General features: G+C 71.5%; 22 protein-coding genes and 2 tRNA genes. 13 read left to right on the forward strand and 11 right to left on the reverse strand.

The annotated features are described in order from the left end of the window. Window positions 1-26: 26 nt before the first annotated feature. Both ABZ893_RS22185 and ABZ893_RS22190 read right to left on the reverse strand, forming a co-directional pair. Window positions 27-4832 (reverse strand): PAS domain-containing protein, encoded by a 4806-nt coding sequence (locus ABZ893_RS22185; protein WP_361406407.1) that lies wholly within the window; start codon window positions 4830-4832, stop codon window positions 27-29. A 274-nt stretch (window positions 4833-5106) separates the two neighbouring features. Further along, on the reverse strand, window positions 5107-5553 hold the full coding sequence (locus ABZ893_RS22190) for an SSI family serine proteinase inhibitor (RefSeq protein ID WP_361406696.1): 447 nt from the start codon (window positions 5551-5553) through the stop codon (window positions 5107-5109). 322 nt (window positions 5554-5875) lie between these two features. Here ABZ893_RS22190 and ABZ893_RS22195 point away from each other — a divergent pair. The 10 genes from ABZ893_RS22195 to ABZ893_RS22240 all read left to right on the forward strand — a co-directional run bounded on the left by ABZ893_RS22195 (window position 5876) and on the right by ABZ893_RS22240 (window position 14609). Then, window positions 5876-5969 (forward strand) — tRNA-Ser (locus tag ABZ893_RS22195). A 374-nt stretch (window positions 5970-6343) separates the two neighbouring features. Next, a tRNA-Arg gene (locus ABZ893_RS22200) sits at window positions 6344-6416 on the forward strand. A gap of 160 nt (window positions 6417-6576) precedes the next feature. Further along, entirely contained in the window at window positions 6577-6753 is a 177-nt protein-coding gene (locus ABZ893_RS22205) for a hypothetical protein (protein WP_361406410.1), read from the forward strand. 66 nt (window positions 6754-6819) lie between these two features. Then, window positions 6820-6942 carry a hypothetical protein gene (locus ABZ893_RS22210; RefSeq protein WP_361406413.1) on the forward strand — a complete coding sequence of 41 codons (123 nt, stop codon included), beginning with the start codon at window positions 6820-6822 and terminating at the stop codon, window positions 6940-6942. 9 nt (window positions 6943-6951) lie between these two features. After that, window positions 6952-7839, forward strand: coding sequence for a DUF2797 domain-containing protein (locus ABZ893_RS22215; RefSeq protein WP_361406416.1), 888 nt, complete (start codon window positions 6952-6954; stop codon window positions 7837-7839). Continuing rightward, on the forward strand, window positions 7840-8709 hold the full coding sequence (locus tag ABZ893_RS22220) for an amidohydrolase family protein (RefSeq protein ID WP_361406419.1): 870 nt from the start codon (window positions 7840-7842) through the stop codon (window positions 8707-8709). 77 nt (window positions 8710-8786) lie between these two features. Continuing rightward, on the forward strand, window positions 8787-9536 hold the full coding sequence (locus ABZ893_RS22225) for a response regulator transcription factor (RefSeq protein ID WP_361406422.1): 750 nt from the start codon (window positions 8787-8789) through the stop codon (window positions 9534-9536). Further along, entirely contained in the window at window positions 9533-11173 is a 1641-nt protein-coding gene (locus tag ABZ893_RS22230) for a HAMP domain-containing sensor histidine kinase (protein ID WP_361406425.1), read from the forward strand. Before ABZ893_RS22225 ends, ABZ893_RS22230 begins: the two co-directional genes overlap by 4 nt. Before the next feature lie 26 nt (window positions 11174-11199). Then, window positions 11200-12504 carry a bifunctional glycosyltransferase family 2/GtrA family protein gene (locus tag ABZ893_RS22235; RefSeq protein ID WP_361406428.1) on the forward strand — a complete coding sequence of 435 codons (1305 nt, stop codon included), beginning with the start codon at window positions 11200-11202 and terminating at the stop codon, window positions 12502-12504. Beyond that, window positions 12501-14609, forward strand: coding sequence for a glycosyltransferase family 39 protein (locus tag ABZ893_RS22240; RefSeq protein WP_361406431.1), 2109 nt, complete (start codon window positions 12501-12503; stop codon window positions 14607-14609). Before ABZ893_RS22235 ends, ABZ893_RS22240 begins: the two co-directional genes overlap by 4 nt. A 4-nt stretch (window positions 14610-14613) precedes the next feature. Here the strand turns inward: ABZ893_RS22240 and ABZ893_RS22245 are convergent, their stop codons facing one another. Next, window positions 14614-15495, reverse strand: coding sequence for an endonuclease/exonuclease/phosphatase family protein (locus ABZ893_RS22245; protein ID WP_361406434.1), 882 nt, complete (start codon window positions 15493-15495; stop codon window positions 14614-14616). Window positions 15496-15725: 230 nt separating this feature from the next. Between ABZ893_RS22245 and ABZ893_RS22250 the strand changes: the two genes are divergently transcribed. Together ABZ893_RS22250 and ABZ893_RS22255 are read left to right on the forward strand one after the other, a co-directional pair. Beyond that, on the forward strand, window positions 15726-17234 hold the full coding sequence (locus tag ABZ893_RS22250; RefSeq protein ID WP_361406437.1) for an MFS transporter: 1509 nt from the start codon (window positions 15726-15728) through the stop codon (window positions 17232-17234). Window positions 17235-17364: 130 nt separating this feature from the next. Beyond that, on the forward strand, window positions 17365-18150 hold the full coding sequence (locus tag ABZ893_RS22255) for a TetR/AcrR family transcriptional regulator (RefSeq protein WP_361406440.1): 786 nt from the start codon (window positions 17365-17367) through the stop codon (window positions 18148-18150). A gap of 69 nt (window positions 18151-18219) precedes the next feature. Here the strand turns inward: ABZ893_RS22255 and ABZ893_RS22260 are convergent, their stop codons facing one another. From ABZ893_RS22260 to ABZ893_RS22275, 4 genes are all read right to left on the reverse strand, one after another. After that, window positions 18220-18681 (reverse strand): PPOX class F420-dependent oxidoreductase, encoded by a 462-nt coding sequence (locus ABZ893_RS22260; RefSeq protein ID WP_361406443.1) that lies wholly within the window; start codon window positions 18679-18681, stop codon window positions 18220-18222. A 215-nt stretch (window positions 18682-18896) separates the two neighbouring features. Further along, complete coding sequence (locus ABZ893_RS22265; RefSeq protein ID WP_361406446.1) at window positions 18897-19715, reverse strand: YceI family protein; 819 nt, start codon at window positions 19713-19715, stop codon at window positions 18897-18899. Window positions 19716-19950: 235 nt separating this feature from the next. After that, window positions 19951-22473 (reverse strand): MFS transporter, encoded by a 2523-nt coding sequence (locus tag ABZ893_RS22270; protein ID WP_361406449.1) that lies wholly within the window; start codon window positions 22471-22473, stop codon window positions 19951-19953. Between the two features lie 13 nt (window positions 22474-22486). Then, on the reverse strand, window positions 22487-22981 hold the full coding sequence (locus tag ABZ893_RS22275) for a MarR family transcriptional regulator (protein ID WP_361406452.1): 495 nt from the start codon (window positions 22979-22981) through the stop codon (window positions 22487-22489). A gap of 175 nt (window positions 22982-23156) precedes the next feature. On the opposite strand from ABZ893_RS22275, the gene ABZ893_RS22280 reads away from it, so the two are divergent. Beyond that, on the forward strand, window positions 23157-23366 hold the full coding sequence (locus tag ABZ893_RS22280) for a hypothetical protein (protein ID WP_361406455.1): 210 nt from the start codon (window positions 23157-23159) through the stop codon (window positions 23364-23366). Window positions 23367-23442: 76 nt separating this feature from the next. Here ABZ893_RS22280 and ABZ893_RS22285 read toward each other — a convergent pair whose 3' ends face one another. The 4 genes from ABZ893_RS22285 to ABZ893_RS22300 all read right to left on the reverse strand — a co-directional run bounded on the left by ABZ893_RS22285 (window position 23443) and on the right by ABZ893_RS22300 (window position 26776). Next, window positions 23443-24303, reverse strand: coding sequence for a hypothetical protein (locus ABZ893_RS22285; RefSeq protein ID WP_361406458.1), 861 nt, complete (start codon window positions 24301-24303; stop codon window positions 23443-23445). Between the two features lie 69 nt (window positions 24304-24372). Continuing rightward, window positions 24373-25233: an RNA polymerase sigma factor SigF gene (locus ABZ893_RS22290; RefSeq protein WP_361406460.1), complete on the reverse strand. Its 861-nt coding sequence runs from the start codon at window positions 25231-25233 to the stop codon at window positions 24373-24375. Window positions 25234-25477: 244 nt separating this feature from the next. Beyond that, on the reverse strand, window positions 25478-26293 hold the full coding sequence (locus tag ABZ893_RS22295) for an RNA polymerase sigma factor SigF (RefSeq protein ID WP_361406463.1): 816 nt from the start codon (window positions 26291-26293) through the stop codon (window positions 25478-25480). Window positions 26294-26482: 189 nt separating this feature from the next. Further along, window positions 26483-26776 (reverse strand): Dabb family protein, encoded by a 294-nt coding sequence (locus tag ABZ893_RS22300; RefSeq protein ID WP_361406465.1) that lies wholly within the window; start codon window positions 26774-26776, stop codon window positions 26483-26485. Window positions 26777-26778 lie beyond the last annotated feature (2 nt).

Raw genomic sequence — 26778 nt, forward strand, 5'->3', positions numbered from 1 at the left:
CAGGTGTGGGCGCTCAGGCGGGAGCCTCAGTTGGTGCCGATCTTGGCGAGCAGGTCAACGATCCGGCCCTGCACCTCGGCACTCGTCGACCGTTCGGCCAGGAACAGGACGCTCTCGCCCGCAGCCAGGGCCGGCAGCTCGGCGTCGTCGACGGCGGCCGTGTAGACGACGAGCGGGGTGCGGTTCAACTGGCCGTTCGCACGCAGCCAGTCGACGATCCCGGCCCGCCGACGACGTACCTGGAGCAGGTCCATCACCACGAGGTTCGGCCGCATCTGTCCGGCCAGCGTCACCGCGTCCGCGTCGGTACGGGCGTGCGCGACCTGCATCGCGCGCCGTTCCAGGGTCGCTGTCAGCGCGAGCGCGATCTCCTCGCGCTCCTCGATGAGCAGGACGCGCGGCGGGTGCTGCTCGCTGTCGCGGGGCGCGAGGGCCTTCAGCAGGATGGCCGGATCGGCGCCGTACGCGGCCTCGCGCGTCGCCTGTCCGAGCCCGGCCGTCACCAGGACGGGCACCTCGGCGGCGACGGCGGCCTGCCGCAGCGACTGGAGCGCGGTGCGCGTGATCGGGCCGGTCAGCGGGTCGACGAAGAGCGCGGCGGGGAAGGCCGCGATCTGGGCGTCGACCTCCTCGCGGGAGTGCACGGTCACCGGGCGGTAGCCGCGGTCGCTCAGGGCCTGCTGCGTCGAGGCGTCGGGCGCGGGCCAGACCAGGAGGCGGCGCGGGTTGTCGAGCGGCTCCGGAGGCAGCTCGTCGTCCATGGGCTGCGGCTGCGGCCGGTCGGCGACCTCGACGGCGCCACCGGGGCCGTCGAGCGGCTCGGGACCTTCGTCGGCGTTCTCGTCGGGGGCACCGATCGCGTACGAGCGTCCGCGGCCTTCGGAGGACGGGGACAGCAGGGACTGCGGGTGACCCGGCTGCGGCTGACCGGGCTGGGCCGGGGCCGACGCGGACTGGGCGGGCAGCGGCTGTCCGGCCTGGGGCTGGCCTGCCTGCGGCGTCGCCGGCGGGAGGGCCGGGGACGGCAGCGGCTTGGACGGCTGCGGCTGCGAGGCGGTCGGGGAGTTCGGGCGGGACCCGCTCTCCGGGCGGCCTGCCGCGGGGTCCGGCGGGGTGGAGAGCTTGCGGCGGCGACCGGAGCCGCCGAGGGTGCCGCCCTGCGACTGCTCCTGGGGCGCGGCCGGGGGCTGCGGGACCTGCGGGGGCAGGGGGACCTGGAGCGACGGGGTGCCGCCGGTCGACTGCGCGGGGAGCGGAGCCGAGGGGGTGCTCGAGGGCTGAGGCATCGGCTGGGCGGGCTGGGCGCCGGGCTGGGCGCTGGGCTGAGCGCCGGGCTGCGGCCTCGCCGGCTCGCCGGCCGGGGCGCTCGCCGACGGCTTCGGATGTGCCGCTGCCTGCTGGTTCGGCTGCGCGCTCGGGAGCGCGGGGGCGGAGCCGGGCAGCGGCTGCGCCGTGCCGGGGGCCGGCGGCTGGGGCCGGGCCGCGCGCTGCTGCTCGGCGATCTGACGGCCGAACGGAACGCCCTGGCCCAGCGTTCGCACGCTTATGGCGCGGCCCTGGGTCGAGTTGGGGTCGGCGGACCCGGAACCGGACTCGGCGGGGAGGGGCTGGGCGGCGCGGGGCAGGGCACGGTTCTCGGGCGGCAGCGCGGAGCGGGCAGCCGGAGCGGGCTGAACGGGGTGCGGCTGCGGAGGGGTGTGGTCGTCGGCGGGGTGCGCCGGAACGGCGTCGTGCTGCTCGGGTTCGGTGGTCTTGGGCGCGGCGGCAGGGGCGGCGGCAGCCGTGGCCGTAGCCGTGCTTGCGTCGGCACCTGCGTCCGCGTCGGCACCCGTGTCCGTATCCGGTGCCGTGTCCGTGGTCGGCTCGGGTGTCGTCCGGTCGGCCTCCGCCGGCGGCAGGGCGAACACGGTGCGCGGGGCGCTTGCCTGCTCGGCTTCCCGCTCCGCGGCCATCGCGAGGGCACGGCGACGACGGCCCGTGGGGGCGTTCGTTCCGGCCTGCGGCGCGTCGGAGGAACCGGCAGGAGTGGCTACGGGAGCGGAGGCGCCCCCACCACTGTCGCCACCGGCGGAAGCGTCCGCACCCGCGGATCCGCCCGCCGGAAGCGCAGCGGCCGCGGGCAGCGCGGCCTGCTCGGAGTTACGGCGTGCACGTCGGCCCGAGCCGGCCTCGACCGGCATACCCTGCGGCGGCACGGTCTGGCCCAGGGCGGGAGACCCGGCGGCGTGCTCGGCGGCGGTCACGACGGAACCTTCGGAGGGACCGGCGACCGCAACCGCACCGGCATCGGCCCCCGGACCGGCCACCGCAGGAAGCGCAGCCTCCGCAGGGTTCGGCCGAGCGCGCCGGCGCCCCGTACCCGTAGCCGTACCCGTCAGAGAACCGGCACCGGCACCGGAGTCCGGGTCGCCCGAAGTACCCGAGCCCCCCGCATCCGCAGGAGTCCCGGCAGCCGGAGTCCCCGTTGCCTGCGCCGGCAACTGCGCCTGCGCACCCCGCGGCGTACTCCCCGACGCACTCCCCTGAGACGAACCCTCCGTCCCCCCGGACCCGGAGTCCGCCTCCGCCGGAGCGGGCTCGGCCGGAGCAACCTCGGCCCGCCGCCGACGCCGTCCCGTAGGAGCCGCGGCCGTACCGGCGTCCGTCTGGTCACCGTCACCCGGCGCCGAGTCCGAGGCCGCAGCCTCCGCACCCGCACCCGAGACGCCGCTCTCCAGGAACGAGTCCACGGAAGGGCCCGAAGCGCGCCGGGCCCGCCGCCGTCCGCCGCGCGTGGCGGACGCCTGCTCGGGCAACTGGGCGGAGCCGGTCTCGGCCGCCCCCGCCGGAGCCGCCGACGAAGCCACCTCGACAGCCGTACCAGGAGTACCGGTGGCACCCGGAACACCAGCCGTACCAGGCCCACCTGCGGCACCGGGAACAACAGCCGCACCCGGACCACCAGCCGTACCAAGAGCCCCGGCCGCACCGGACGGATCGGCGGCCGAAACGACCCCCGCTCCCTCCCCGATCGGCAGATCAAGGACATACGCGCTGCCGTTCATCCCCGGCAGGGAATGCGTCTGCAGCACACCGCCGTGCGCGCGCACGATGCCGCGCACGATGGGCTCGTGCACCGGGTCGCCGCCCGTGTAGGGCCCGCGTACCTCGATGCGGACGCTCTCGCCGCGCAGCGCCGCTGCCACGACGACGGTCGAGTCCACGTAACCGCCGGCGCCGACCGTGGGCACGACGCCCACGCGCGCGTTGCCGGTGGCGTCGATTCCGGCGACGTCCGCGATGAGGTGGGCGAGGGCGGTGGCCAGACGCTCGGCGTCGACCTCGGCCTCGATGGGCGGCGCATGCACGGCGAACTGCGCGCGGCCGGGCCCGATCAGCTCGACGGCCCCCTCGACACCCGCGGCGACGACGGCGTCGAGCATGACCTTCGAACGGGTCAGCCGAGCGTCGCCGGAGTCGAGGAGCTGGTACCCGAGCACGTTGTCGACGAGCGTCGTCATGCGGGTGTAGCCGGCGGCGAGGTGGTGCAGGATCTGGTTCGCCTCGGGCCACAGCTGGCCCGCGTCGTCCGCGGCGAGGCTGGTGAGCTGGTGGCGCAGCTCGTCGAGCGGGCCGCGCAGCGACTGGCCGAGGACGGCGAGCAGCTGCTCGTACCGGGCGGCGAGCGCCTCGTAACGGTCCTTCTCGCGCTCGGCGAGAGCGGCGATCCGGTCCTTCTCCGTGGAGAGTTCCTCGGCGTGCTGCTCGGTGATCCTGGCGAGCTCGGCGGCGTGCTCCTCGGCGACCCGCGTGGTCTCGGCCTCGTGTTCCTCGACGGTCCGCGTGAACTTCTCGGTGTGCTCCTTGACCGTGCTTTCGAGCGTCTCCGTGTGCTCCTTGACGGTCCGCTCGAGGGTCTCCGTGTGCTCCTCGGTCGTACGCGAGAGCGTCTCGGCGTGCTCCTCGGCGAGACGGGCCGCCTCCGCGTCGCGGCGCTCGATCTCCTCCGCGTGCGCGTCGACGAGCTCGTCGTAGGGCCGCCGGTCGGTGAACGTCATCACCGCGCCGACCAGTTGGTCACCGTCACGCACGGGCGCCGTCGTCATGTCGACGGGCACCTTGTCGCCGCTCTTCGACCACAGGACCTGCCCCCGCACCCGGTGCTTGCGCCCGGAGCGCAGGGTGTCGGCGAGCGGGGACTCGTCGTACGGGAACGGATCGCCGTCCGCGCGCGAGTGGAGGAAGAGCTTGTGGAGCTCCTGGCCACCCAGGTCGCTGGCGCGGAAGCCGAGTATCTGCGCGGCGGCCGGGTTGACGAGGACGATGCGCCCGTCGGTGTCGGTGCCGACGACGCCCTCGGCGGCGGCGCGCAGGATCATCTCGGTCTGGCGCTGCGAACGGGCCAGTTCGGCCTCGGTGTCGATGGTCCCCGACAGGTCGCGCACGACGAGCATCAGCAGCTCGGAGGCGGCGCCGTACATCCCGTACGAGTTGTTGTTGCCGTAACCGTCGACGGCGGTGCGGCCGTCGGCGAGGCTGGCGCTCGTGACCTCGACGGGGAACTCGCTGCCGTCGGTGCGGCGGGCCATCATCCGGGTCGGCTTGGTGCGCCCGCGCTCGTCCGTGGTGTCGGGCCGGCGCATGGAGCCGGGGATGAGCTGAGAGTCGAACTGCGGCAGCAGATCGAGCAGTCCGCGCCCCACGAGCGCGGTGCCCGGGGCCTCGAGCGCCTCCAGGGCGATGGTGTTCGCGTTGACCACGGTCCCGTTGGCGTTGACGAGCACCAACGCGTCCGGGAGCGCGTCCAATATGGCTGCGAGGCGAGCAGCGCCTCGGGATGGCCTGCTGCTCACGAGACGCTTCCTCCCTGGTTACCGCACCTTGCCGACAGCGCGGGCCATTTTGCTACGTGGCTCGCGGCATGTCACGGGAAGGAGTCTACGGGCAGAGGTTGCGGTCGCGACGCCGGATGAGAGGGAGGTCGCACGCGGAAGATGTGACCTTGAAATGAAGACAGGTGGAGGCGTTCCTCTCCGGTGCGGGGAGATCGTGGGGCTTGTGGGGGCATATGCCCGGTCACGACGTGCCCGGGCACCCGGGAAACCCCACCGGGCCGCCCCGTACTGTTCACGCCCCGGTCGCGGGCAGGACAGGAACGAGCCCCTGCCAACGCGAGATCTCGCACCCGTCGGTCCTCTTGTACGTCGCGTCCACGGGCCGGCCGTGCCAGGTGCCGGTGATGCGAGCGGTCGCGGAGCCGCCGTACTGCATCGTGCACTGCGCGTCCGCCGGAACCGGGGCGAACGGGTCCTGGCCGGAGGCGGACATCTGATCGAGGCGGTCGCAGGCGTCGCCGGGCTGCGGATGGTTTCCGCCCACGGGCCCGCACTCCAGCTCGTACGTCCCGTCCCGCCCGTCCCCCGCGCCGCTGACGGCGATCTGGAGGTGGTCCTGCGCGGCGGGTTTGCCGAACAGGAGGGGCAGGCCGAGCGGCCCGGTGTCGGCGTGAGCGGCGGGGACGAAGGAGAGGGCGGCGGCCGAGGTGGCGGCGGTGACGGCGAGACGGCGCAACAACATGGGGGGCTCCTCGGGGCAGACGGATGACGGGAGACACCGACGGGTGATTCCGCAAACGGGTCGGTGACTGCCGGGAACGACGCTCGGACCGCGGGAGCCGTACGTACGGCTCCTTGGCCCGCCTCGTCTAACGCCGGGCGGCCCGCGATGTTGCGGTGGCCCCGGGAACGCCCGCGAACATCTCCGGAACACGAGGAGGGTCGGAAGGGCTTTGCTCTCGGGCCTGGCCTGCTAGTACCGTGGGGGCCGATTGGTGACGCGGCCCGCTGCTGTGTCATCATCTGGACGCACCACTCGCGCTCGCGCGGGAGGTCGTGCTGGAGGCGTCGCCTAGTCCGGTCTATGGCGCCGCACTGCTAATGCGGTTTGGGCCTTAAAGCCCATCGAGGGTTCAAATCCCTCCGCCTCCGCCACAAGATCCGAAGCCCCGGTCCTCATGGACCGGGGCTTCGGTGTTTCCCGGGTTTGGTGTCTCCGGGGTTCGGCGTTTCCCGGGTTTGGTGTCTCCGGGGTTCGGTGTTGCCGGCGTTCGAGGGATCCGCGTTCCGGGTGATCGGTGTTCGGGGGACCCGCCCCTCGTGTTCCGGAGATTCGCCCTCCTCTTCCGGGGATCCGCCTCCCGTCCCGGGGGATCCGCACCGGCGTTCCAGGGGGCTTCAGAGGGGTGTTTGCCCAGGTCACAACGGGTTTGGCAATCGGATTTCACATGACGGCGGCAGTCATGTAATGTTCTTCCTGTCGCCGGGAACGGGCCGCAAGGGCCGGGAACGAGACAACAACAGAACAAGCACTCGTAGCTTAACGGATAGAGCATCTGACTACGGATCAGAAGGTTGCAGGTTCGAATCCTGCCGAGTGCACACAGATCAAAGGCCCCGCCGGTTCGCCCGGCGGGGCCTTTGACATCAGTGGGTGGCATCAACGTCCCCGTCAGACTCCGGTCGTGGCCTTCGGGGGGAGGACCTGTGGATCACCCGCTTCAGCTCGTGTGGTGGCTCCCTCGTGGGTGTGGGCGGGATCGTGATCGCGCTGGACTACCGGAACATCGCGCTGAGGTTCTACGACCTGATGGCCGCACGCTCCCCGGGCGGCGGCATCGACCCGCGGTTCACTCCTGGTGTCCTGAGGGTGATTGCCGGCGCGCTCGGGGTTGTCTGCCTCGTAGCCGTCGCCGTTCAGGCAGTCTCCGCGTTCTGATCTCCCAGCGCGCGCTCCATGAGCTCGGCCGGTGCCCGTGGCGTCGTATCCAACACGTGCGCGTAGGTGTCGAGCGTCATCGTGATCGTCCTGTGCCTGAGCGTCTCCGTGATCGGGCGCGCGTCCACTCCCTGCGCGAGCAAGAGCGAGGCGGAGGTCGTCGATCCGCACGCGGCGCAGCGGGCGTAGCGTCGGGGTATGGCGTGGTGGTGTACCGGGGTGCGGTGGCGGGGTGGGCCTTCGTTGGGGTGGTTCGGGGAGGGGAAGGGGGAGCGGGAGAGTCCGCTCGGGTTCGGGGACGTGCTCGCTTTCCGGGCTCTCGGCGCGCGGCGGTGTCTCGGGGTCTGGCGGGGTGGGCGGCATACGGCCTGTCCGACGGGGGCTGTGCTGGGCGGGCGGGGGACGCGGGCTCAGTGCGGTGAGTGTGCCGCGGTCGACCGGGCTCATTCCGTTGCCGCCGACACCGTGGCCGGTGATCCGCGGCCGTATCACGTGTATCTCGCCTGGTTCGGGGACGGGATGGTGAAGGTGGGGATCACCGGGGTCGGGCGGGGGTCGGCTCGGTTGCTGGAACAAGGGGCCGTCGCGTTCACGTGGTTGGGGCGGGGGCCGTTGATGGCGGCTCGGCGTGCGGAGGAGCTGTTGCGGAGCGCGCTCGGGGTTCCTGACCGGATTCCGTACGCGCGGAAGCGGGCCGTTCGGGCGGAGTTGCCGTCGGCCGGGGAGCGGGCCGGGGAGTTGGCGCGGGCCCATGCGACTGCCGTCGCGCTCGACTTGTGGCCCGAGTCGTTGGAGCGGCTGCCGTGCGAGGTCGTCGATCACGCCGAGGTGTTCGGGATCGCCGACGGGATCCGGGGCGGGGGCGGCGGGTTCTCGGTGGTGAGTGAGCTGGTGGAAGGGGGTGTCGTCGCGGGGACTCTGGTCGCTGCCGCGGGGCCTGATCTTCATCTTCTGGAGGCAGGTGGCCGTGGGATCGTCGTCGACTGCCGGCTGCTCGAAGGCTGGCGGCTCGAGCGGGCTCCGGAGGGGGCCGTCACGTCCGTACCGGTGAAGGAGATGCCGGCGATGCAGGGAGGGCTGTTCTAGATGGGGGACGAGCCGGCGCAGTTCCGGGAGCGGCACGGGATCGACGGGTTCGTGGACGTGCATACGCACTTCATGCCCGAGCGGGTGCTGCGGAAGGTGTGGGAGTACTTCGATGCCGCGGGGCCGCTGATCGGGCGGGCGTGGCCGATCGCGTACCGGGAGGAAGAGGAGCAACGGCTCGCGCGGCTGCGGGAGTTCGGGGTGCGGGCCTTCACGTCGCTGCTCTATCCGCACAAGGCGGGCATGGCCGAATGGCTCAACGGGTGGGCCGCCGACTTCGCGCGCCGGACGCCCGGGTGTCTGCACACGGCGACGTTCTTCCCGGAGCCCGGCGTGGACCGGTACGTGCGCGAGGCGGTCGAGACGGGCGCGCGGGTCTTCAAGGCGCATGTGCAGGTGGGGGCGTACGACCCGAACGACGAGCTGCTCGAACCCGTGTGGGGGCTGCTCGCCGAGGCCGGTGTCCCCGTGGTCATGCACTGCGGGTCCGAGCCCGCGCCCGGCAAGCACACCGGTCCCGAGCCCGTCGCGCGGCTCCTCGCGCGGCATCCGCGGCTGCCGGTGATCGTGGCGCACATGGGGATGCCCGAGTACGCGGACTTCCTAGACCTGGCCGAGCGGTACGGGGAGGTGCGGCTCGACACGACGATGGCGTTCACCGACTTCACCGAGCGGGTCTCGCCGTTCCCGCGTGCGGAGCTGGGGCGGCTCGCGGACCTCGGTGACCGTGTTCTCCTCGGCACCGACTTCCCGAACATCCCGTATGCCTACGTCCATCAGTTGGAGGCGCTGGAGCGGCTGGGGCTCGGGAGTGAGTGGCTGCGGGCGGTGTGCCATGGGAACGGGGCACGGTTGTTCGGGCTGGGCTGAAGGGGCTGAGGCGTTTCTCAGGGAATTCACAGAAACCCGCAAGCCGGTTCTCAGAGCGGGCGGCCAGGGTGTGGAGCATGACCACGACCTCGCCCCAGGGGCGTACCGAACTGCTGAGGCCGGACGGGGGCCCTGTGCGGGTGCTCGTCGTGGACGACGAGCAGTCGATCACCGAGCTGCTCTCGATGGCCCTGCGTTACGAGGGCTGGCAGATCCGCAGCGCCGGGGACGGTACGAGCGCGGTGCGGATCGCGCGCGAGTTCCGGCCCGACGCGATCGTGCTCGACATGATGCTGCCCGACATGGACGGACTGTCCGTGCTCGGGCGGCTGCGCCGGGACCTGCAGGACGTACCCGTGCTGTTCCTGACCGCGAAGGACGCGGTCGAGGACCGGATCGCCGGACTCACGGCCGGCGGCGACGACTATGTGACCAAGCCGTTCAGCCTCGAAGAGGTCGTCGCCCGGCTGCGCGGACTCATCCGCCGCGCGGGCGCCGCCGACCGGCGCAGCGAGTCCGTGCTCGTCGTCGGCGACCTGATGCTCGACGAGGACAGCCACGAGGTCTCGCGCGGCGGGGACGGCATCCATCTGACGGCCACCGAGTTCGAGCTGCTGCGTTTCCTGATGCGTAATCCGCGCCGGGTGCTGAGCAAGGCGCAGATCCTGGACCGGGTCTGGAGTTACGACTTCGGCGGTCAGGCCAATGTCGTGGAGCTGTACATCTCGTATCTGCGGCGGAAGATCGACGCGGGGCGTGAGCCGATGATCCATACGCGTCGTGGCGCCGGCTATCTGATCAAGTCGGCTGTTCCCGTGGCGACATGACGCGTCTGCGGCGGCCGCGCGCCCCGCTCGGTGGCCTCCGTACGAGAAGGCCGCGCCAGCCGCGCACCCTCCGCAAGCGGCTCGTCGTCACCGCCGTCGCCCTGATCGCCGTCGTGTGCGCCGTCATCGGCACCGTCACCACCATCGCGCTGCGCAGCTATCTGTACGACCAGCTCGACCGGCAGGTGCGCGGGGTCGCCGTGCTGTCGACCGGCGGGCCCGGATCGGACCGGCACGCCCATGACCTGGGATTTCTCGCGGGACCTGGCCGCCCGGGAACCATCGGCGCCCTCGTCGGGCCCGACGGTGGCGTGACCGAGGCCGCCCGCAGCGTCGTGGGCCGGGACGCCCCGGTCGTCGCGCTGACCGGCGACCAGATCACCGCGCTGGAGGGCGTGGCGCGTGACGGGGAGCCGCACAGCGTGAGCCTGCCCGGCATCGGCGCGTACCGGGTCGTCGCGAGGCCCGGCGGGAACACGCTGGTCGGCCTGCCGGAGGCGGAGGTCGCGGACACTCTCGACACCCTCGTCGTGGTCGAGGTCAGCGTCACCGCCGCAGGGCTCGTCGCCGCGTCGCTCGCCGGCGCGGCCATGGTCGGCGTAGCGCTGCGGCCCCTGCGACGCGTCGCCGCCACCGCGACCCGGGTGTCCGAACTCCCCCTGCACTGCGGCGAAGTCGCCCTGAACGAACGGGTGCCCGACACGGAAGCCGATCCGCGTACCGAGGTCGGCCAGGTCGGCGCCGCCCTCAACCGGATGCTCGACCATGTGAACGGAGCGCTCGAAGCGCGCCAGCGGAGCGAGACGCGCGTCCGCCAGTTCGTCGCGGACGCCAGCCATGAACTGCGTACGCCCCTCGCCTCGATCCGTGGTTACGCCGAACTCACCCGCCGGGGCCGCGAGGAGACCGGGCCCGACACGCGGCACGCGCTCGGGCGTATCGAGTCCGAGGCGCAGCGGATGACCGGGCTCGTCGAGGATCTGCTGCTGCTCGCCCGGCTCGACGCGGGACGGCCTCTGACCTGCGAGGACATCGACCTCTCGCCGCTCGTCGTGGACGCGGTCGGGGACGCGCGGGCGGCCGGGCAGGGGCATACGTGGCGGCTCGAACTGCCCGACGAGCCCGCTCTCGTGCGCGCCGACGGGCCGCGCCTGCATCAGGTGCTCGTGAACCTCCTGGCGAACGCCCGTACGCATACGCCGCCCGGCACGACCGTGACCGCGCGCGTGCGACGGGACAAGGCGGCGGGATGGGTCTGTGTCGACGTCGAGGACGACGGGCCCGGGGTTCCGCCCGAGCTGCTGCCGCATGTGTTCGAGCGGTTCGCGCGCGGGGACACGTCCCGTTCGCGGGCGCACGGTTCGACGGGGCTCGGCCTCGCGATCGTGCAGGCGGTCGTGGAGGCCCACGGCGGGGAGGTCGGCGTCGAGAGTGCGCCGGGCAGGTCGGTGTTCACGGTGCGGCTGCCCGTGATCCCCCGGCCCACGACGCTCCCCCAGCCGGGGACGCTCGCCCATTCGGCGACGCTCACCCGGTCGGCGACGCTCCCTCAGCCCACGACTCTCCCCCAGCCGGGGACGGTCACCCGGTCGGCGACACACTCACAGCCCGGCCACAGTGTCACCACACAGGCCTGACAGCGCAGTTGGTGAATGTCGGTTTCATGCGAACCGACTCTTCACCGGGCACCGGGTCTTCTCCGGGAACCCGGCCCTCCCTGGGGGTGCTGCCCGCACGGGCGCACCTCCCGGCCGGCGCGGGTGACGCGCCGGTCCTGGACGTGGTGATCCCGGTCTTCAACGAGGAGAAGGACCTCGGGCCGTGCGTGCGCAGGTTGCACCAGCACCTCGTCGGCACCTTCCCCTACCGCTTCCGCATCACGATCGCGGACAACGCCTCCACGGACTCGACCCCCGACGTCGCCGCCGACCTGGCCGCCGAGTTCCCCGCCGTGCGGCACGTGCGCCTGGAGCTCAAGGGCCGCGGGCGCGCCCTGCGTACCGTCTGGTCCGCGTCCGACGCGCCCGTCCTCGCCTATATGGACGTCGACCTGTCCACCGGCCTCAACGCGCTGCTGCCGCTGGTCGCCCCGCTGATCTCGGGCCACTCGGACCTGGCGATCGGCTCGCGGCTCGCGCGCAGTTCACGGGTCGTGCGGGGGCCGAAGCGCGAGCTGATCTCGCGTGCCTACAACCTGATCCTGCGCGGCTCCCTCCAGACCCGGTTCTCCGACGCCCAGTGCGGGTTCAAGGCGATCCGGCGCGATGTGGCGCGGGTGCTGCTGCCGCTGGTCGAGGACAGCGACTGGTTCTTCGACACGGAGCTGCTCGTGCTCGCCGAGCGGGCCGGGCTGCGTATCCACGAGGTGCCGGTCGACTGGGTCGACGACCCGGACTCGACCGTGCACATCGTGCGGACCGCGACCGACGACCTCAAGGGCGTGTGGCGCGTGGGCCGGGCGCTCGCGGTCGGCGCGCTCCCCCTGGACCGGCTCGCCCGCCCCTTCGGCGACGACCCGCGCGACCGCCAGGTCCCCGGAGTGCCCGGAGGCCTCGCGCGCCAGCTGGTCGGTTTCTGCGTCGTCGGAGCCCTGTCGACGCTCGTCTATCTGCTGCTCTACTCCGGATTCCGTACGGTCACGGGAGCCCAGGTCGCCAACGCGCTGGCGCTCCTCGTCTCGGCGGTCGCCAACACCGCCGCCAACCGGCGCCTCACCTTCGGGGTCCGGGGCCGCGAGCGGGCCGTCCGCCATCAGGCGCAGGGCCTTGTCGTGTTCGCCATCGGGCTCGCCCTGACCAGCGGTTCTCTCGCCGCGCTCGCCGAGGCCACCCCGCACGCGGCCCACTCGACGGAACTCGCGGTGCTCATCGCCGCCAACCTCGCGGCGACTGTGCTGCGCTTCCTGCTCTTCCGGGCGTGGGTGTTCCCGGAGCAGGCCGCTCCGCGTGATCTGGAGACCGAACGATGACCTTCCGCATCCTCCCCGGCCGTGACGACACCCTCGGCGGCCGCGACGACGTGATCCGTGACCGTGACGCCAGGCTCCGCGGCCGTGACCGCATCCTCCGCGGACGCGACCGCATCCTCCGTGGCCGTGACGACGACCCCCGCTGGGCGCGCCCCGCGCTCCTCGGTCTGCTGCTCGCCGTCGGCCTCGCGTACCTGTGGAACCTGAGCGCTTCCGGTTACGCCAACTCCTTCTACTCGGCGGCCGTGCAGGCCGGGAGTCAGAGCTGGAAGGCGATGTTCTTCGGCTCGCTCGACTCGGCGGGCGCCATCACCGTCGACAAGCCCCCGGCCTCCCTGTGGCCGATGGCGCTCTCCGTACGGATCTTCGGCCTCAGCTCGTGGGCGATCCTCGTGCCGCAGGTCCTGATGGGCGTGGCGACGGCGGGCGTCCTGTACGCGGCGGTGCGCCGCCGGTTCAGCGCCGGGGCCGGGCTGCTGAGCGTCGTGGTCTTCGCGCTCACGCCCGTCGCCGCCCTGATGTTCCGCTTCAACAACCCGGACGCGCTCCTCGCCCTGCTCATGACCGTCACGGTGTACTGCGTCCTGCGCGCCATGGAGCACGGCCGCACGAAGTGGCTGGTGTGGGCGGGCGTCGCCATCGGTCTCGCGTTCCTCACGAAGACGCTCCAGGCGTTCCTGATCCTGCCGGCCCTGGCCGTCGTGTACGGGGTGTTCGCGCCGGGCAGGCCGCTCAGGCGGATCGGGCAGCTGCTGCTGTCCGGGGCGGTGACGGTCGTGGCGGGCGGCTGGTGGGTGGCGGTCGTGGAGCTGTGGCCCAAGTCCTCGCGCCCGTACATCGGCGGCTCCCAGACGAACTCGTTCCTCGAACTCACCTTTGGCTACAACGGGCTCGGCCGTATCAGCGGCGACGAGACGGGGTCCGTGGGCGGCGGGGGAACGCGTGGGGGTGCCGGGCACTGGGGCTCGACCGGGCTCGGCCGGATGTTCGGCGCCGAGGTCGGCAGCCAGGTCTCGTGGCTTCTGCCGGCCGCGCTCCTGCTGCTCGTCGCCGGTGTCGTCATCACCTGGCGGGCCGGCCGGACGGACACGGCACGCGCCGCGTTCCTCGCGTGGGGCGGCTCCCTGATCATGAGCATGGCCGTCTTCAGCTTCATGGCCGGGATCTTCCACCAGTACTACACGGTGGCCCTCGCCCCGTACGCCGCCGCGCTCGTCGGCATGGGCGTGAGCGTGCTGTGGCAGGAACGGGCCAGGTTCGCGGCGTCCGCCACGCTCGGCCTGACGGTGGCGGTGACGGCGGTGTGGTCGTACGTACTGCTTGGCCGCACCCCGGACTACGTGCCGTGGCTGCGGTGGGCGATTCTCGTCGGGGGTGTCGTGGCGGGGCTCGGCGTCGCCCTCGCGGGGCGGGTCAACCGTCAATTGACGCTCGGGGCAGCCGGGTTGGGGCTCGCGGCGGCGCTCGCCGGGCCGGCCGCGTACACCGTCAGCACGCTCGGTACCGGCCACAACGGATCCATCGTGACGGCGGGGCCGGCCGGGGCGAGCATGAGGGGCGGCTTCGGCGGAGGCTTCCGTGCCGGAGGGATGCGGCCGCCCGGGGTGCAGGCCCCGCCGAACACCCTGAAGGGCCGCACCCTGAACAACCGCACCCCGAACGGCCTCCGCAACTCCCGCCACACCATGGGCGGCGGCATGTCCGGCCTCCTCGACGGCGCCCGCGTGAGCGCCAAGGCCAAGGCCCTCGTAGCGGCGAACGCCGACCACTACACCTGGGCCGCGGCAACCGTCGGCGCCCAGAACGCGGCCGGCTACCAGCTCTCGACCGGCAAGCCCGTCATGGCGATCGGCGGATTCAACGGCAGCGACCCGTCCCCGACGCTCGCCCAGTTCAAGCGGTACGTCGAGGACGGGCGGATCCACTACTTCATCGCCGGCGGCAGGGACCGGATGGGCGGCGGCAGGGGCGGAACGGGCGGCGGCAGGGGTGGCCGTAGCGGTGCTGGCACCGCCGCCTCGATCCAGGCCTGGGTCGAGAAGAACTACACGAAGGTCACGGTGGGCACTGCCACCTTCTACGACCTCACGCGCCCCACGGCCTGAGGCGCTAATCCCCCGCGCGCGTGAGCGCCAAATCAGCGACAACCGGGCGGTGGTCCGAGGCAAGCGTCTCGGCCACCGCCGCGTCGCGCACCCGTACCCCCTCACCCACCGCGATGTAGTCGATCCGCTTGACCGGATTCGCCGCCGGGAACGTGTACGCGCCCGGGTCGGCCGGGGTCAGTTCCTTCCAGAGCGGGGCGAGTTCGGGCGCGCCGGGCTCCGCGTTGAAGTCGCCGAGCAGGATCTGCCGGTCCGCCGGCGACGTACGCTCCCCGGCCATGATCCGGCGTGTGTCGGCGACCTGCGCGGCCCGCACGGACGGGTCGCCCCGGTAGTCGAGGTGCGTCACGAACACCTGGACGGGCACCCCGCGCACGCTCAGTTCGACCTCCCCGAATCCGGGCGCGGGCGCCGGGACCGGGTTCGGGTCCTGTGTGGAGAGGCGGGTGATGTCGTGGTTGACGGCGCCCCGGACCGGATACCGGGACAGGACCGCGACCCCGTACTCGCGGCGCGGCCCTGACGGCTCCACCGGGTCGAGGCTGTATATCGGCGCGAACGAGACGCGCATCTTGAGGCGGCGCCCCAGCTCCTCGGCCACGTCCAGGTTCTGGCTGCGCGCGCCCCAGTGGACGTCGACCTCCTGGAGGCCGATCACGTCGGCGTCGAGCGCGCGCAGCGCGGCCGCCTGCCGGTCGAGGTCGAAGACGTTGTCCATGCCGGCGCCGGCATGGACGTTGTACGTGGCCACGCGCAGCGGCACGGGCGGAGCGTCCGCGTCGGCGGCCCTGGCGGGCGGCGCTGCGGCGAGCGCTCCCAGCAGCGCGGCGGCGGCGAGTGCGTGCGGAACGAGCGGTGTACGGCGGTGTTTCGCGTAGGTCGACATGCGGCCCCTCACTCGTACGGGTCGTCAGGTTCTCTGGCGGCACGCTAGCGCCGGAAAACGGCTTGGTGGCCGTGCGACGGTCACTGTACGGTGTACATCAATCATTCCCATACACCGTACAGGATCCGATCTCCGCAAGATCCGACCCGTACGAGGACCGATCCCCGCAGGATCCGACCCGTACGAGAACCGATCCCCGCAAGATCCGACCCGTACAAGGAGGGGCTCCTATGACGGCGACGACCGCCGAGAGTTCTCCGGCCGCCACCGGCGGCGGCCATCCGCAGCGCTGGCTGATCCTCGGCGTCATCTGCCTCGCCCAGCTCACCGTGCTGCTCGACAACACCGTCCTGAACGTGGCGATCCCCTCCCTCACCCGGGAGCTGGACGCCTCGACCTCCGACATCCAGTGGATGATCAACGCGTACTCGCTGGTCCAGTCGGGTCTGCTGCTCACCGCGGGCAGCGCCGCCGACCGGTACGGGCGCAAGAAGATGCTCGCGGCGGGGCTCGTGCTCTTCGGAGCCGGTTCGCTGGTCGCCGGACTGGCCGATTCCACCGGGCAGTTGATCGCGGCGCGGGCCGGCATGGGCGTCGGCGGAGCGCTCCTGATGACGACCACGCTCGCCGTCGTCGTGCAGATCTTCGACGACGCCGAGCGCGTCCGCGCGATCGGCCTGTGGGCCACCGTGAACTCCCTCGGCTTCGCCGCGGGCCCGCTCATCGGCGGCGTCATGCTCGACCACTTCTGGTGGGGCGCGATCTTCCTGGTCAACATCCCGGTCGCGGTGATCGGCCTGATCGCCGTCATCGCCCTGGTCCCCGAGTCCAAGAACCCCCTCGGCGACCGCCCCGACCTGCTCGGCGCGCTGCTCTCCACCATCGGCATGACCGGCGTCGTCTACGCGATCATCTCCGGGCCGCAGCACGGCTGGACGTCCGCCCACGTCGGCGTATCGGCGCTGGTCGGAGTGGTCGTCCTTGCCGCGTTCGTCGTCTGGGAGCTGCGCATCCCGTATCCGATGCTGGACATGCACTTCTTCCGGAACCAGCAGTTCACGGGGGCCGTGGCGGGCGCGATCCTGGTCGCGTTCGGGATGGGCGGCTCGCTCTTCCTGCTCACCCAGCACCTCCAGTTCGTCCTCGGCTACGGGCCGCTGGAGGCCGGACTGCGCACGGCGCCGCTCGCGCTCACCGTCGTCGCGCTCAACCTGTCCGGCGTCGGCGCGCGCATCCTGCCCAGGCTGGGCACCCCCGCGACGATCGCCGCCGGCATGACGTGCCTCGCGGCGGGCCTCGCCGCGATCGCGCTGCTCGGCGGTGACTCGTACGGGGGGATGCTGGCCGGGCTCGTCGTGATGGGCGCGGGCATCGCGGTCGCCATGCCGGCCATGGCCAACGCCATCATGGGCGCGATCCCGCCGGAGAAGGCTGGCGTGGGCGCCGGGGTGAACGGCACGCTCGCCGAGTTCGGCAACGGCCTCGGCGTCGCCGTGCTCGGCGCCGTCCTCAACTCCCGTTTCGCCGTGCTGGTTTCGGTCTCAGCGGCCTCGCTCCCGGCGGCGCTCGCCGCGGCGGGGTCGGCGGCCGAGCGGGCGCGGATCGCGGAGGCGTTCTCGTCCGGGCTGCGGACCAGTCAGCTGGTCGGCGCGGTCGCGGTGCTGGTGGGCGGGCTGCTGGCCGCCGCGTTGCTCAAGCGGGCGGAGGGGGCAGTATCGGAGGTGAAGGCTTCCGCGTAGCTGCGCATAGCATCGGCGGTGGCGGACCGGACGGTTCCGGTCCGCTGCCGAACCGGGCCGGTACCGCCCGGTTGGTTCCGGTCCGCTGCCGGAACCGGGCCCGGTACGAGGACTTTGGGAAGGTGCGCCCATGGCGAAGGCAGGCGACCGCGCGAAGGGGACGGCGCGGATGAGTGTCTGGCTGGAGGGCAAGGCCCCGCGCACCCGCAGGAGCGACCAGCCGAGCACGCTCGACCGGGACAGGATCACCGAGGTCACGGTGAAGCTGCTCGACGCGGACGGCCTCGCCAAGTTCTCGATGCGCCGCCTCGCCGGCGAGCTCGGCGTCACCGCGATGTCCGTCTACTGGTACGTGGACACCAAGGACGACCTGCTCGAACTCGCCCTCGACCATGTCTTCGGCGGCCTGGAGCTGCCCGAGTCACAGTCCCCCGGCGACTGGCGCGGCCGGCTGCGGGCGCTCGCGGCGCAGTACCGCGCGCTGCTCGTGCGCCACCCCTGGGTCGCCACGCTGCACGGCAACTTCCTCAACATCGGCCCGCATTCGATGGACTTCTCGCGCCGCGTGCAGACCGTCATCAAGGACACCGGGCTCTCGACCACCGGCCAGCGCGGCGCCATCGCCGCCGTCTTCCAGTTCGTGTACGGGTTCGGCACCATCGAGGGCAACTTCGTGCAGCGGTGCGCGGCGGCCGGGATGACCCAGGACGAGTACTACCGCGAGGCGATGGGCGCGTTCGGGCGGCGGCCGGAGCTGGCCGAGGACTTCCACAAGGCGGAGGAGCTGATGGAGGGGGCCGACGGCGAGACGGTCGAGGAGATCCGCGAGGCGGACTTCGGCGTCGCACTCGACGTGCTCGTCGCGGGCATCGAGGCACTGGTGGCGCAGGAAGCGGCGGCCGGCGCACAGGCGTGAGGCTCGGGCCGGCGCAGGGACGTAAGGCTCAGGCCGACCCGTATATGTAAGCCCGGCACACTCACCTGCTCATGCCAGCCGCGCCGGAAATCCCCCGGTGGCCACCGGCCCCCACCGCTCCGGCGTCACGCGGATGATCGACTTTCCCTGCCTGATCATCGCCGCACGGTACTCGTCCCAGTCCGGGTGCTCGCCCGAGATGTTGCGGAAGTACTCGACCAGCGGCTCGACGGAGTCGGGCGCGTCGATGACCTCCGCGGTGCCGTCGACCTGGACCCAGGGCCCGCTCCAGTCGTCACTCAGGACGACCACGCTGACCCGCGGATTCCGCTTGGCGTTACGGGTCTTGGCGCGTTCGGGATACGTGGAGACGACGATCCGCCCGGAGTCGTCGACCCCGCAGGTCAGGGGGGAGGCCTGCGGGGTGCCGTCGGCGCGGGCGGTCAGGAGGAGCGCGCGGTGGCGCGGGCGGACGAAATCGAGCAACTCGTCCAGGGAGACACGGGTGTTGGTCGCGATGGTGGGTGCCATGCCCGGCACCCTACGACCTGGACCCCACTAGGGCCTGTCGTCAAATTCCCGTCTGCCGGGCGACGCCTGGCACGCACGCTCGCGGCGTTGCCGAAACGTCCGAGTAGCTCCGCTACTAGGACGCTCCGGCGCCTTGCGATCGCACGCACCAGACGCCGCCCGGCCCGCCCTTCGGGCGGACGACGGGAATTTGACGACAGGCCCTAGGAGCGGGCTCAGGCCTGCGGCAGCGCGTCGCCCTGCACGGCCTGGATGTCGAGCTCCACCTTCAGCGTCGTGCCGATCGCGGAGATGCCCGCCTGCACGACCTGGTTGTAGTTCATCGCGAAGTCCTCGCGCTTCAGCTCGGTCGTCGCCCGGAACGCCGCCCGGGTGCCGCCCCACGGGTCCGCGCCCGTGCCGAGGTAGCTGAGGTCGAGGTCCACGGGCCGTACGACGCCGTGCAGCGTCAGCTCGCCGTGCACCGTCCAGCGGTCCGAACCGGCCGGCTCCAGGCCGGTCGAGCGGAAGGTGATCTCCGGGTACGTCTCCACGTCCAGGAAGTCGGGCGACTTCAGGTGCCCGTCCCGCATCCCGTTGCCCGTGTCGATGGTGGACGCCTTGATGACGGCCTCGACCCGCGACTTCTCCACGTCCTGGGCGATCTCGATACGCCCGCCGAACTCCGTGAACCGGCCGTGCACGCTGGAGATCCCGAGGTGCTGCGCGACCGCGGCCACCGTGGAGTGCACCGGGTCGATCGTCCAGGGCCCCGGCGGCGGCAGTTCCGCGCCGCCCTGCCGGCCCAGCACCACCGTGCCGATGTCGGCACGGCCGCTCGCCGTCACCATCGCCGTGGAGGCCGTCGGCGCGTAACCCACCGCCGTCACGATCACCACGTACGGGCCCGGGGTCAGCGTCGACGCGTCGTGCACGGCACCCTCGTCGTCGGCCTCGGCCCGCAGTACCTGCCCACCCGTCATGTCGGTCACCGTCACGACGGCGTGCGGCAGAGCCCATCCGTCCTTGGTCCGGATCCGCGCGCTCAGTCCCATGATTCTCCTTGCGCCTGAAGCGGCGCCGTTCTCGCGGACGGGGTCGCCCTCCGCGGTGGTTCCTCGGTCGTTCGCTGAGGTTCCTTGGTCGTTTATCCCCCTGAACGGGCTGAACCCCGGACCGGTGGCGGCCGGCCGTCCCCTGCCGTTCACTGCCGCCACCGGATCCGGGGTCCCTTTCCCACAACCGGGCGGGGGCGCGTCTCCGCTCGATGCGCGCCCCTGCCCGGGGTCGTCACTCGCCCGGGTGGGCGAGTTCGATGTCGTGGCCCTCGACGCCGGCACCGTTGACGGTGAGGCCGGTGGCCACCGGCGGGTAACCGGTCGCGATGACCGTGTAGTCGCCGCTGTCCAGGTCGGTGAAGGCGTACGCGCCGTCATCGCCGGTGGTGGCCGTCGCGACCACGTTGCCCGCCGCGTCGACGAGCGTGACCCGCGCGTCGTTCAGCGTGCCGCCCGAGGCCCGGACGACGCCGGTGAGCTGGGCGCCGGAGTGCAGCGCGATCTCGATCCGGGTGACCCCGGTGCCGCCGACCTCGACCGGGAGGGCGATCGGACGGTGACCGGCCGCGTTGACCGCGACGGTGACCGGACCGGGGACCAGCTCGGCGAAGGTGAACTCGCCCTGCTCACCGGAGATCCCGGTGGCGAGGACGTCACCGCGGACGTCGGTCACGATGACCATGGCGCCGGAGACCGGCTCCTTGGTGTCCACCGACTTCACGAGGCCGGCGAGCCCGCTGGTGCCGCTGAGGAGGATGTCGTACGTGACGGGCTCCTCGCCGACGACCACCGTGGAGGCCTGCGGCTGGTAGCCGTCGGCCGAGGCGATCAGGACGTAGCTGCCCGCGCCGGGGGCGTCGAGGCCGTAGCCGCCGTCGCTCTGGGCGACCGCACGGCCGAGCTGGCGCCCGCCGAGGGAGATCAGCGTGACCGCGGCCTGCGGGACCGGGGCGCTCTCGGCGCCGCGGACGAAGCCGCGGACCGGGGTGCCACCGCCGGTGGTCGCCGCCGGGACGTTCCCGGCGACCGAGGCCACGGCGGCCAGGCGCTGCGTCTGCGTGCCGGCGGCCGGCTCGGCGAGCGCGGGGGCGCCCACCAGGCTCGGGACCTTCTCGTCGTCCGCGGCCGGGGCGGCGGCGGGGGCGGTGTCGCCCTGCTTGGCCTGCTCCAGCGCACCGGACGTACGCAGCGGGACTTCCTTGATGAACAGCGTCACGAGGAACGCCAGGAAGGCGACCGGGGCGACGTACAGGAAGATGTCGGCGATGCCGTGCCCGTAGGCGCTCTCCAGCCAGTGACGGATGGGGGTGGGCAGCAGTTCCATGTCCGGGATCGAGCCGCCGCCGGCGGCCTTGGCGGCCGCGAGCTGGTCCTGCGGGGCCAGCGACTTGATGCCGTCCTTGGCGTGGTGGGCGATGCGGGTGGTCATCACGGAGCCGAGCGCCGAGACGCCGATCGCGCCACCGAGGGACCGGAAGAAGGTCACGACGGAGCTCGCGGAACCGAGGTCCTGCGGGGCGACCTGGTTCTGCGTGGACAGCACCAGGTTCTGCATCATCATGCCGATGCCGAGACCCATCAGCGCCATGAAGATCGCGAGGTGCCAGTACGGGGTGTCGTAGCGCATCGTGCCGAGCAGGCCCAGGCCCGCGGTCAGGAGCGCGCCGCCGGCGACCAGCCACGCCTTCCACTTGCCGGTCTTGGTGATGATCTGGCCGGAGAGGGTGGAGGAGACGAACAGACCCGCGATCATCGGGATCGTCATGACGCCGGACATCGTCGGCGTCTTGCCGCGCGCCAGCTGGAAGTACTGCGAGAAGAACACGGTGCCGGAGAACATCGCGACACCGACGAACAGCGACGCGACCGAGGCCAGCGAGATGGTGCGGTTGCGGAACAGCCGCAGCGGGATGATCGGCTCGCTCGCCTTGGACTCGACGAACAGGAAGATCAGCGCGAGCACGAGCGCGCCACCGACCATCGAGTAGGTCTGCCACGACAGCCAGTTGTACTTGTCGTCGGCGAAGGTGACCCAGACGAGGAGCAGGCAGACCGCGGCGGTGACGAAGAAGGCGCCGGCCCAGTCGACCTTGACCTTCCGCTTGACCACGGGCAGGTGCAGGGTCTTCTGCAGGACGACCAGGGCGATCAGCGCGAACGGCACGCCGACGTAGAGGCAGTAGCGCCAGCCGAGCCAGCTGGTGTCGGTGATCACGCCACCGATGAGCGGGCCGCCGACGGTCGCGACCGCGAACGTGGCACCCAGGTAGCCGGAGTAACGGCCACGCTCACGCGGGGAGATCATCGCGGCCATGATGATCTGCGCCAGGGCGGACAGACCGCCGGCGCCGATGCCCTGGATGACACGGGCGGAGATCAACATGCCGGGGTTCTGCGCGAGACCGGCGACGACCGAGCCCAGAACGTAGACGATCAGGGCTATCTGGACAAGGGCCTTCTTGCTGACGAGGTCGGCCATCTTGCCCCAGAGGGGCGTGGTGGCCGTCATCGCGAGCAGCGAGGCGGTGACGACCCAGGTGTAGGCGGACTGGCCGCCGCCCAGGTCGCTGATGATCTTGGGGAGGGCGTTCGAGACGACCGTCGACGAGATGATGGCGGCGAACATGCCGAGCAGCAGCCCGGACAGCGCCTCCATGATCTGTCGGTGCGTCATCGGAGCACTGCTGCCGTCGGGGGCTGCGCCTCCGTGCTTGGCATGGCTGCCCCGCACACCAGCCGGTGTGGTTGTTGCCATGGGAATCCTTTGCTTAAGCGGGTGTACGGGTGGTCTCTTCGGTTGCATCCGCGAGTACCTGGGCGTGACGCGGTGAGTAGCGGCAGTCGCCGAAGCTGTCGCGGAGCCGGCTCATCATCGAGATCAGCTGTCCGATCTCGTCGTCGGTCCAGTTGCTCAGCCGGTAGGCGAGCAGTTCGGCCGACCGCTCCGCGAGCAGTTCGTTCTGCCGCATTCCCTCGTCCGTGAGGGTCAGGATGCGGGAGCGCTTGTCCGCGGGGTCGGGGGACCGGTCGATCCAGCCGCGGTCGGCGACGTGCGCCACATGCCTGCTGGTCACGGACATGTCGACGGCGAGCAGTTCCGCCAGGCGGCTCATCCGCATCTCGCCGTACCGGCCGAGGAGCATGAGAACCGCGGCCGAACCGGCCGGACAGTCGTGGGGCAGGGACCGCTGGAGGTCTCGCTTCACGGCACCGAAGGCACTCAGCTGTCGTGCGAGCTCTGCGTACTGACTCTGCTCCGCCACGGCACCTCCTACGTTCGTTGCTTAGGGCAACCATACGGACAGTTGGTTGCCGCAGGCAAACGAAATTGCGGCAAGGGAGGCTAAAAGTTTGGCAAAGGCAAAGGGTTGCAACCGTAAAGTCGCAGCTCACCATGGCTATGGCGCCGTCAGCCCGGATTCGCTAGGGTCCTTCCCCATGGCACACAACCCCCAGGGCCCGGCCCCCGAAGGCAACTACGACCCCGCGGGGAGCACCCAGATGTTCCGCGCCTTCGTCGACGACCCGGCCACGCAGTCGCGGCAGCCGGCCGCCCCGGCGAAGTCGGGACCCGGCGCCGGACTGATCCTCGGCATCGTGCTCGCCGTAGTGATCGTCGCGGGCGTGGCCTGGCTGGCGCTGAAGTAGCCGTCCACCCCTAGGGGTGCTCACTTCCGGTCACCCCTAGGGGTGCTCACTTCCGGTCACCCCTAGGGGGTGCCGCTCACTTCCAGTCGACGGAGACGTCCAGCGTCTCCACGTGCATCCCGAGCGGCACCCGCCAGGCGTCGACGCACACGGTCCAGGTCTTCTTCTCCGTCTTCCCCGCGTCGATCGGTACGGGGAGGTCCTGGGTGGACCGGATCGTGGCCCAGTCGATGCCGAGGGCGCCGATGATGTGCGTCCCGAACGTCACCTTGCCGGAGCGCACCGCGCTGCCGCCGGTGTTGCGCAGCGTCAGGGTCACGTCCTCGCACCAGCGCTGGTCCGCGGCCTTGCGCACGGGGTCGCCGACGGCCTCGAGGGCGGCGGGGGCGTCGGTGTGGGGGGCGGAGGGGGTGGCGGTGTCGCCGCCTCCGGAACCAGTGCCTCCGGCCGAGCCGCTCCCGTTACTGCCACCACTGCTGCCGCTGCCGGCCGGTGCGCCGGGTCCGTCGGGCGCCGGCGTCACGCTCACACCGGAGCCGCCACCCGAGCCGTCGCCCGTACCGGCCTGAGCGCCGCCGGACCCGGAGCCGGACCCGCCGTCCGTGCCACCGCCGCCACCGGGGCTCGTGCCCGAACCGCCGCTCGCGTCACCCGACGGCGCACTCGAACTCCCGCCGCCGCCCGGCGACTTGGCGTCGCTCCCCGCAGGGGACCCCGAAGCCGCGTCCTCCAGCGGCACCAGCTTCACGTCACCCGTCGGCGGCACCGTGCTGTCCGGCGCTCTGTCGGGGGTGGGACCGGCCGCGCCGACCGCCACATAGCCGTCGCCGTCACCGCCGGAACTCCCGCACGCCGCAAGGAGACCGCCCAGGCAGACAACGGCCGCCGTGGCACCCGCGAGGGCGCCCCGGCGGCCGCGTATCGATGCTCGTCGCATCGCGCCAGTGTGTCTGACGGTCCGTCAATTAGGAACCCCGTCAACGACGTCGGCGCCGCGCCGGGTGGGTCAGTCGGCGGTCAGGCCTTCCCTGAGCTGCGTCAGCGTCCGCGTGAGCAGGCGCGAGACGTGCATCTGGGAGATGCCGACCTCCTCGCCGATCTGCGACTGCGTCATGTTCGCGAAGAAGCGGAGCATGATGATCCGGCGCTCGCGCGGCGGGAGCTTGGCGAGCAGCGGCTTGAGCGACTCGCGGTACTCCACGCCCTCCAGGGCCGTGTCCTCGTAGCCGAGGCGGTCCGCGAGCGAGCCCTCGCCGCCGTCGTCCTCGGGCGCCGGGGAGTCGAGGGAGGACGCGGTGTACGCGTTCCCCACCGCGAGGCCGTCGACCACGTCGTCCTCGGAGACGCCGAGCACCGCGGCCAGCTCGGGCACGGTCGGCGACCGGTCCAGCTTCTGTGCCAGCTCGTCGCTCGCCTTGGTCAGCGCGAGCCGCAGCTCCTGGAGCCGGCGCGGCACGCGCACCGACCAGGACGTGTCACGGAAGAAGCGCTTGATCTCGCCGACGACGGTCGGCATCGCGAACGTCGGGAATTCCACGCCGCGTTCGCAGTCGAACCGGTCGATCGCCTTGATCAGGCCGATCGTGCCGACCTGGACGATGTCCTCCATCGGTTCGTTCCGGCTGCGGAAGCGGGCTGCCGCGTACCGGACGAGCGGGAGGTTCAGCTCGATGAGGGTGTCCCGGACGTAGGCACGCTCCGGGCTGTTCTCGTCGAGCGAGGCGAGCCGCAGGAAGAGGGAGCGGGACAGCGTGCGGGTGTCGATGGCTTCGGAAGCCCCGGATGCAGGCGGGCTGTGAAGCACGGCGGGCGCGGGTTCGCTCTTGGTGAGCGTGAGCACCTTCGAGCTGCCCTGGTCTGCGGACATGCCACCCCCTTGAGGTCGCGGACGGTCGGCGGGCGCTCCCGTCAGGAAGGAACGCAGCCTCCACCTGAATACCGGAGGCGGGGCTCCGGCAAACGCGGTTCCCGCAGAATGTCACATGTCGGCAACGCGCTGTAGTGACATGTCGACATGGATGGGGTGAATCGGCGCAGGAAAAGGGGGGTGTGGCGCGGAACTTACGTATTTCGGCGGGGAAGTGCCGCAGAAGGCACTCCACCCGTTCCGGTTACGCTTCGATCCTGTTTGCGGATCTCAGCCTTGCGAAGCTTCTGGCCAGCAGTCTTGAAACGTGCATCTGCGAAACGCCCAATTCCGCGCTGATTTGTGACTGTGTCAGATTGCTGTAATAGCGCAGCAGGAGAATCCGCTGCTCACGCTCGGGAAGCTGGACGAGCAGATGCCGTACGAGATCGCGGTGCTCGACTCCGTCAAGTTCCGGATCCTCGTAACCGAGCCGGTCGAGGAGCCCCGGCATCCCGTCGCCCTCCTGGGCCGCCTCCAGTGACGTCGCGTGGTACGAGCGCCCCGCCTCGATGCACGCCAGGACCTCGTCCTCGCCGATGCGCAGACGCTCGGCGATCTCCGCGGTCGTGGGGGTGCGCCCGAAGGCGGTGGTGAGGTCCTCGGTCGCGCCGGTCACCTGTACCCACAACTCGTGGAGCCGGCGCGGGACGTGCACGGTGCGGACGTTGTCGCGGAAGTAGCGCTTGATCTCGCCGACGACGGTCGGCATCGCGAAGGTCGGGAACTGCACGCCCCGCTCGGGGTCGAAGCGGTCGATCGCGTTGATGAGCCCGATCGTGCCGACCTGGACGACGTCCTCCATGGGCTCGTTGCGGCTGCGGAAGCGGGCTGCCGCGTACCGGACGAGCGGGAGGTTGGCCTCGATGAGGGCGCTGCGGACCCTGGAGTGTTCGGGGGTGCCCGGCAGCAGATCCTTCAGCTGCTGGAAGAGCACCTGCGTGAGCGCTCGGGTGTCGGCGCCCCGGCTCTTCACGGCCGGTGCTTGAGGGGCAGTACTGGCCGGCACGGTCAACGCCACCTCAGTCTCCGTAAACTCGTCCGTCAACTCATCCTTCAAAAGCGGTCATAGCATCACAAGACATGTGCACTGTGTGCAAGCACCGTATAACCACGTGTTGACGGACAACTTGCGCATATAGCTTGGAGTGTGGGAAGCAAAAAGGCCCTTCACCGATCCGGTGAAGGGCCGCCGAGTCGTGCGTTCGGCTCAGAACTCGTAGTCCGCGATCACCCACGTGGCGAACTCGCGCCACTGCGCGACGCCCGCCTGGTGCGCCGGGTGCTCGAGGTACCGCTTGAGCGCGTCGGTGTCCTCGACCGCCGAGTTGATGGCGAAGTCGTACGCGATGGGGCGGTCGGTGATGTTCCAGTCGCACTCCCAGAACGTCAGCTCCGGGATCTGCTCACCGAGGGCGCGGAAGGCTTTGACGCCCTCGACGACGCGAGGCTCGTCGCGCTCGACGCCCTCGTTGAGCTTGAAGAGGACCAGGTGGCGGATCACGG

It is taken from the genome of Streptomyces sp. NPDC046821, assembly GCF_040645335.1.
GTDB lineage: Bacteria > Actinomycetota > Actinomycetes > Streptomycetales > Streptomycetaceae > Streptomyces.